Origin of the sequence: Streptomyces sp. NPDC048211, from assembly GCF_043202315.1 — a bacterium.
In the GTDB taxonomy this organism is placed as follows: domain Bacteria; phylum Actinomycetota; class Actinomycetes; order Streptomycetales; family Streptomycetaceae; genus Streptomyces.
In genome coordinates this window covers 157,341-164,520 of record NZ_JBIDAD010000001.1, presented here as the reverse complement: position 1 = coordinate 164,520, position 7,180 = coordinate 157,341, and the positions used below count along the sequence as shown (strand labels likewise).

Below are 7,180 nucleotides of genomic sequence, written 5' to 3'. Positions count from 1 at the left end.
GCCTCGTCCATGTCGAGGCCCGCCAGCACCTCCAGCACGCCCTCCCCGTACGTCGCCAGCTTCTTCTCGCCCAGTCCACTGATCCCGCCCAGCTCGCCGAGCGACGACGGGCGCAGGGTCGAGATCTCGCGCAGCGTCGCGTCGTGGAAGATCACATACGCGGGCAGGCCCAGCTCCTTGGCCTGGGCGCCGCGCCAGGCGCGCAGGGCCTCGAAGACCGGGAGTGCCTCCGGCGGGAGTTCGGCGGCGGCCGCCGAGGACTTCGCCTTCCGCTCGCCCTTCGAGGAGGAGCGGGACGACGTGGGCTTCTTCGGCTCCCTGCGCAGCAGCACCTCGCGCTCCCGGCCGAGCACGGTGCCGCTCTCCTCCGTGAGCACCAGCGTGCCGTACTCGCCCTCGACGGCGATCAGGCCCTGGGCCAGCAGCTGCCGGACCACGCCCCGCCACTCCGCCTCGGCCAGCTCCTCGCCGATGCCGAACACCGAGAGCTGGTCGTGGTCGAACTGGATGACCTTCGCGGTCTTGCGGCCCAGCAGGATGTCGATGATCTGGCCGGCGCCGAACTTCTGCCCGCGCTCCCGCTTCAGCCGGACGACCGTGGACAGCAGTTTCTGGGAGACCACCGTGCCGTCCCAGGTCTCCGGCGGGGTCAGGCAGGTGTCGCAGTTGCCGCAGGAGGCCGTGGCGGGCTCCTGGCCGAAGTACTTCAGCAGCTGGGCCCGGCGGCACTGCACCGTCTCGCACAGCGCCAGCATCGAGTCCAGGTGCGAGGCCGCACGGCGGCGGAACGCCTCGTCTCCCTCGCCGCCCTGGATGAGCTTGCGCTGCTGGACGACGTCCTGGAGTCCGTACGCCATCCAGGCCGTGGACGGGGCGCCGTCACGGCCGGCCCGGCCGGTCTCCTGGTAGTAGCCCTCGACGGACTTCGGCAGGTCGAGGTGGGCGACGAAGCGGACGTCCGGCTTGTCGATGCCCATGCCGAAGGCGATCGTCGCGACGACGACGAGGCCCTCCTCGCGCAGGAAGCGGGACTGGTGAACCGCTCGGGTGCCGGCGTCGAGACCCGCGTGGTACGGGACGGCCTCGATGCCGTTGCGGCAGAGGTACTCGGCGGTCTTCTCCGTGGAGTTGCGCGAGAGGCAGTAGACGATGCCGGCGTCCCCCTCGTGCTCCTCCTTGAGGAAGGACAGCAGCTGCTTCTTCGGGTCGGCCTTGGGCACGATGCGGTACTGGATGTTGGGACGGTCGAAGCCGGCCACGAAGTGCTTGGCGTCGGGCATGCCCAGGCGCTGGGTGATCTCCCGGTGCGTGGCCTCGGTCGCCGTCGCCGTCAGGGCGATGCGCGGGACGTCGGGCCAGCGCTCGCCCAGCACCGACAGGGCCAGGTAGTCGGGCCGGAAGTCGTGGCCCCACTGGGCGACGCAGTGCGCCTCGTCGATCGCGAAGACGGAGATCTCGCCCCGGGAGAGCAGGCCGAGGGTGGAGTCCAGCCGGAGCCGCTCGGGGGCCAGATACAGCAGATCGAGCTCGCCCGCGGTGAACTGGGCCTCCATCGAGCGGCGCTCGTCGAAGTCCTGCGTGGAGTTGATGAACCCGGCCCGCACGCCGAGCGCCCGCAGCGCGTCCACCTGGTCCTGCATCAGGGCGATCAGCGGGGAGATGACGATGCCGGTGCCCCGTCTGACCAGGGACGGGATCTGGTAGCAGAGCGACTTGCCGCCGCCGGTCGGCATGAGCACGACGGCGTCGCCGCCCGCCACCACGTGGTCGACGACCGCTTCCTGCTCGCCGCGGAACGTCTCGTACCCGAAGACCCGGTGGAGCGTCTGCAGTGCATCGCTCTCGGTCACGTCCGTGCTCACGTCCGTGGTCATGTCCGTCACGCCTGTCCCGCCCTCATGCTCATTGCGCTGTTCCCCCGACGGCTGTCCCGTTCTGTCCCAGTGCTCTCCCCTGCCACGATAGGCGCCGCCTACGACAAAGCCGGACGGGCTTGACTTCCAAGCCCGTCCGGCGCCGTCGAAACGGTGGTGCGTCCGCCTACCTCACGAACACTCCCGCCTGGCTCGCCAGGTCCAGGAAGTACTGCGGGGCCAGGCCCAGCACCAGGGTGACCGCGACACCGACCGCGATCGTCGTCATCGTCAGCGGGGACGGGACGGCGACCGTGGGGCCGTCCGCCTTCGGCTCGCTGAAGAACATCAGCACGATGACCCGGATGTAGAAGAACGCGGCGATCGCCGAGGAGATCACACCGACGACGACCAGTCCGCCCGCACCGCCCTCGGCCGCGGCCTTGAACACCGCGAACTTCCCGGAGAAGCCCGAGGTGAGCGGGATACCGGCGAAGGCCAGCAGGAACACCGCGAAGACCGCCGCGACCAGCGGCGAGCGCCGGCCGAGCCCGGCCCACTTCGACAGGTGCGTCGCCTCGCCGCCCGCGTCACGCACCAGGGTGACGACGGCGAAGGCGCCGATCGTCACGAAGGAGTACGTGGCCAGGTAGAAGAGCACCGAGGAGATGCCCTGCGGGGTGGCCGCGATGACACCGGCGAGGATGAATCCGGCGTGCGCGATCGAGGAGTAGGCCAGCAGCCGCTTGATGTCGGTCTGGGTGATGGCGACGACCGCGCCGCCCACCATCGTGACGATCGCGATGCCCCACATGACCGGGCGCAGGTCCCAGGTGAGGCCCGGCAGCACCACGTACAGCAGGCGCAGCAGCGCGCCGAACGCGGCGACCTTCGTGGCCGCGGCCATGAAGCCGGTGACCGGGGTCGGGGCGCCCTGGTAGACGTCCGGGGTCCACATGTGGAACGGGACGGCGCCGACCTTGAAGAGCAGGCCGGTCAGGATCATCGCGCCGCCGATGAGCAGCAGCGCGTCGTTGCCCATGGTGTCGGCGAGCGCCGGGTCGATCTGCTGGATCGAGCCGTCGACGACGGTGGCGATCTGCGCGTACGAGACGGAGCCCGCGTATCCGTAGAGCAGGGCGATCCCGAAGAGCAGGAACGCCGAGGAGAAGGCGCCGAGGAGGAAGTACTTCACCGCGGCCTCCTGCGACATCAGCCGCTTGCGGCGGGCGACGGCGCAGAGGAGGTAGAGCGGGAGGGAGAAGACTTCCAGGGCCACGAAGAGCGTCAGCAGGTCGTTGGCCGCCGGGAAGACCAGCATGCCCGCCACCGAGAAGAGGACGAGCGGGAAGACCTCGGTGGTGGTGAACCCGGCCTTGACGGCGGCCTTCTCGCTGTCGCTGCCCGGGACCGAAGCGGCCTGCGCGGCGAACGAGTCGACCCGGCTGCCGTGCGACTCGGGGTCGAGCCGCCGCTCGGCGAAGGTGAAGACGGCGACCAGCGACGTCAGCAGGATCGTGCCCTGGAGGAACAGTGCGGGCCCGTCGACGGCGATGGCGCCCATCGCGGCGATGTGTGCCTTTGTCGTACCGTATCCGGTGGCTGCCAGGCCGATCACCGCGGCGAACGCGGCGACCAGCGCGACGACGGTCAGGAAGACCTGCGTGTAGTAGCGGGCCCGGCGCGGCACGAAGGCCTCGACGAGCACGCCGAGGACGGCGACTCCGATCACGATCAGGACCGGGGTCAGCTGGGTGTACTCGATGACCGGGGCCTTGAACTTCTCGTCCGGGGCGGCCGATGTCACCCCGCCCGCCATTGTCCACAGGCTGTGGACAGCTGTTGCGCTCACTTGGCGGCCTCCACCTCGGGCTGGGGGTCCTTCTTCTGTACGTCGGACATGGTGTGCTGCACCGCCGGGTTGACGATCTCCGTCAGCGGCTTCGGATAGACGCCCAGGAAGATCAGCAGAGCGATCAGCGGGACGACCACGGCCAGCTCACGGACCTTGAGGTCCGCCATGCCCTGGACCTCGGCCTTGACCGGTCCCGTCATCGTCCGCTGGTAGAGGACGAGGACGTAGATCGCGGCGAGCACGATCCCGGTGGTAGCGATGATGCCGACCGCCGGATACGCGGCGAACGCACCGACCAGGACCAGGAACTCACTGACGAACGGGGCGAGCCCAGGCAGCGACAGCGTGGCCAGGCCACCGATCAGGAAGGTGCCGGCCAGGACCGGCGCCACCTTCTGCACTCCGCCGTAGTCGGCGATGAGCCGGGAACCGCGCCGGGTGATCAGGAAGCCCGCCACCAGCATCAGCGCGGCCGTCGAGATGCCGTGGTTGACCATGTAGAGCGTCGCGCCCGACTGGCCCTGGCTGGTCATCGCGAAGATGCCCAGGATGATGAAGCCGAAGTGGGAGATCGACGCGTAGGCGATCAGCCGCTTGATGTCGCGCTGGCCGACGGCGAGCAGCGCCCCGTAGACGATGCTGATCAGTGCCAGGACCAGGACCACCGGTGTGGCCCACTTGCTGGCCTCCGGGAAGAGCTGGAGGCAGAAGCGGAGCATCGCGAAGGTGCCGACCTTGTCGACGACCGCGGTGATCAGCACGGCGACCGGAGTGGTCGCCTCGCCCATGGCGTTGGGCAGCCAGGTGTGCAGCGGCCACAGCGGAGCCTTCACCGCGAAGGCGAAGAAGAACCCGAGGAAGAGCCAGCGCTCGGTGCTCGTCGCCATGGAGAGCGAGCCGTCGGCGCGGGCCGCGGCGATCTCGGAGAGCGAGAACGTCCCCGTGACCACGTAGAGCCCGATCACCGCGGCCAGCATGATGAGCCCGCCGACCAGGTTGTAGAGGAGGAACTTGACTGCGGCGTAAGAACGTTGGGCCGCCGCGTTCTCGTCGCTCCCCGAGTGGGCCCGGTCCCCGAAGCCGCCGATGAGGAAGTACATCGGGATGAGCATGGCTTCGAACAGGATGTAGAAGAGGAAGACGTCGGTGGCCACGAAGGAGAGGACCACCATCGCTTCCACCATCAGGATCAGGGCGAAGAATCCCTGAGTGGGGCGCCAGCGGGAGGAGTTCGTCTCCAGGGGGTCGGCGTCGTGCCAGCCGGCCAGGATGACGAAGGGGATCAGCAGGGCGGTGAGCGCCATGAGCGCCAGCCCGATGCCGTCCACGCCCAGCTCGTACCGCACGCCGAAGTCCTTGATCCAGGCGTGCGATTCGGTGAGCTGGTAGCGGCTGCCACCGGGCTCGAAGCGGGCGAGCGCGATGCCGGCCAGCACCAGGGTGCCCAGCGAGAAGGCCAGCGCCAGCCATTTGGCCGCGGTGCGCCGGGCCGCCGGGACGGCGGCGGTGGCGACCGCACCGATCGCCGGGAGCGCCGCCGTCGCTGTCAGGAGAGGAAAGGACATGTGATCAGACCGCCCTCATCAGCAGGGTCGCGGCGATGACGACCGCCGTACCGCCGAACATCGAGACCGCGTAGGTGCGGGCGTAGCCGTTCTGCAGTTTGCGCAGCCGGCCGGAGAGCCCGCCCATGGAGGCGGCCGTGCCGTTGACGACGCCGTCGACCAGGGAGTGGTCGACGTAGACCAGGGAGCGGGTGAGGTGCTCGCCGCCGCGGACCAGGACCACGTGGTTGAAGTCGTCCTGGAGGAGGTCGCGGCGGGCCGCCCGGGTGAGCAGCGAGCCGCGCGGGGCGACCGCGGGCACCGTCTTGCGTCCGTACATCGCCCAGGCGATGGCGACACCGATGACGAGCACCACCATGGTGGCGGCGGTGACGGTGGTCGCGCTGAGCGGGGCGTCCCCGTGGCTGTGGCCGGTGACGGGCTCCAGCCAGTGCAGGAAGCGGTCACCGATGGAGAAGAACCCTCCGGCGAACACCGAACCGAACGCCAGGATGATCATGGGGACGGTCATCGACTTCGGGGACTCGTGCGGATGCGGGTCGTGGCCCTCGGCGTCCGGCTGCCAGCGCTTCTCGCCGAAGAACGTCATCAGCATCACGCGCGTCATGTAGAACGCGGTGATCGCCGCACCCAGCAGCGTGACCGCTCCGAGGATCCATCCCTCGGTGCCGCCCTTGGCGAAGGCCGCCTCGATGATCTTGTCCTTGGAGAAGAAGCCGGACAGACCGGGGAAGCCGATGATCGCGAGGTAGCCGAGTCCGAAGGTGACGAAGGTGACCGGCATGTACTTCCGCAGGCCGCCGTACCTCCTCATGTCCACCTCGTCGTTCATGCCGTGCATGACCGAACCGGCACCGAGGAAGAGCCCGGCCTTGAAGAAGCCGTGCGTCACCAGGTGCATGATCGCGAAGACGTAGCCGATGGGGCCCAGCCCGGCGGCCAGGATCATGTAGCCGATCTGCGACATCGTCGACCCGGCGAGGGCCTTCTTGATGTCGTCCTTCGCGCAACCGACGATCGCACCGAAGATCAGCGTGACCGCTCCGACGACCACGACGACCAGCTGGGCGTCCGGGGCGCCGTTGAAGATCGCGCCGGAGCGGACGATCAGGTAGACACCCGCGGTGACCATGGTGGCGGCGTGGATCAGGGCCGAGACCGGGGTCGGGCCCTCCATCGCGTCACCGAGCCAGGACTGCAGCGGCACCTGGGCCGACTTGCCGCAGGCGGCGAGGAGGAGCATCAGGCCGATCGCCGTCAGCTTGCCCTCGCTCGCCTGGCCGGATCCGGCGGCTTCCAGAACGGGAGCGAAGGCGAACGTGCCGAAGGTGGTGAACATCAGCATGATCGCGATCGACAGGCCCATGTCGCCGACCCGGTTGACCAGGAAGGCCTTCTTCGCGGCGGTCGCCGCGCTGGGCTTGTGCTGCCAGAAGCCGATGAGCAGGTACGACGCCAGACCGACGCCCTCCCACCCGACGTACAGCAGCAGGTAGTTGTCGGCGATGACCAGGATCAGCATCGCCGCGACGAACAGGTTGAGGTAGCCGAAGAAGCGGCGCCGGCGCTCGTCGTGCTCCATGTAGCCGATCGAGTAGATGTGGATCAGGGTGCCCACACTCGTGATCAGCAGGACGAAGGTCATCGACAGCTGGTCGAGCTGGAAGGCCACATCGGCCTGGAAGCCCTCGACCGGAATCCAGCTGAACAGCTTCTGGTGCAGCGCGCGGTCCTCGGCGCCCTTCCCGAGCATGTCGGTGAAGAGCACCACCGCGACGACGAAGGAGGCGGCGGCGAGCGCGGTGCCGAGCCAGTGGCCCACGCGGTCCAGGCGTCGGCCGCCGCAGAGCAGCACCACCGCTCCGAGCAGGGGCGCCGCGACAAGCAGCGCAATCAGGTTCTCCACA

Annotated in this window: 4 protein-coding genes; all 4 read right to left on the bottom strand. The window is 69.0% G+C overall.

What is annotated here, in order from left to right; translation table 11 throughout:
• A partial coding sequence (recQ, locus tag ACGFZA_RS00740; RefSeq protein ID WP_393676263.1) for a DNA helicase RecQ occupies positions 1-1,874 on the bottom strand: 1,874 nt, incomplete at its 3' end.
• A gap of 166 nt (positions 1,875-2,040) precedes the next feature.
• A complete protein-coding gene (gene nuoN, locus ACGFZA_RS00735) occupies positions 2,041-3,705 on the bottom strand; it encodes an NADH-quinone oxidoreductase subunit NuoN (RefSeq protein ID WP_393676261.1) in 1,665 nt (554 codons plus the stop codon).
• Positions 3,702-5,273, bottom strand: a complete 1,572-nt coding sequence (locus ACGFZA_RS00730) for an NADH-quinone oxidoreductase subunit M (RefSeq protein WP_385274931.1) — start codon at positions 5,271-5,273, stop codon at positions 3,702-3,704. The genes nuoN and ACGFZA_RS00730 overlap by 4 nt, the downstream gene beginning before the upstream one ends.
• 4 nt (positions 5,274-5,277) lie before the next feature.
• Positions 5,278-7,179, bottom strand: coding sequence for an NADH-quinone oxidoreductase subunit L (nuoL, locus tag ACGFZA_RS00725; RefSeq protein ID WP_393676259.1), 1,902 nt, complete (start codon positions 7,177-7,179; stop codon positions 5,278-5,280).
• Between the last annotated feature and the right edge of the window lies 1 nt (position 7,180).

What these genes read in the sequence shown, in the direction of transcription:
- ACGFZA_RS00730 (WP_385274931.1), bottom strand. Translation starts at nt 5,273, where the DNA reads ATGTCCTTTCCTCTCCTGACAGCGACGGCGGCGCTCCCGGCGATCGGT.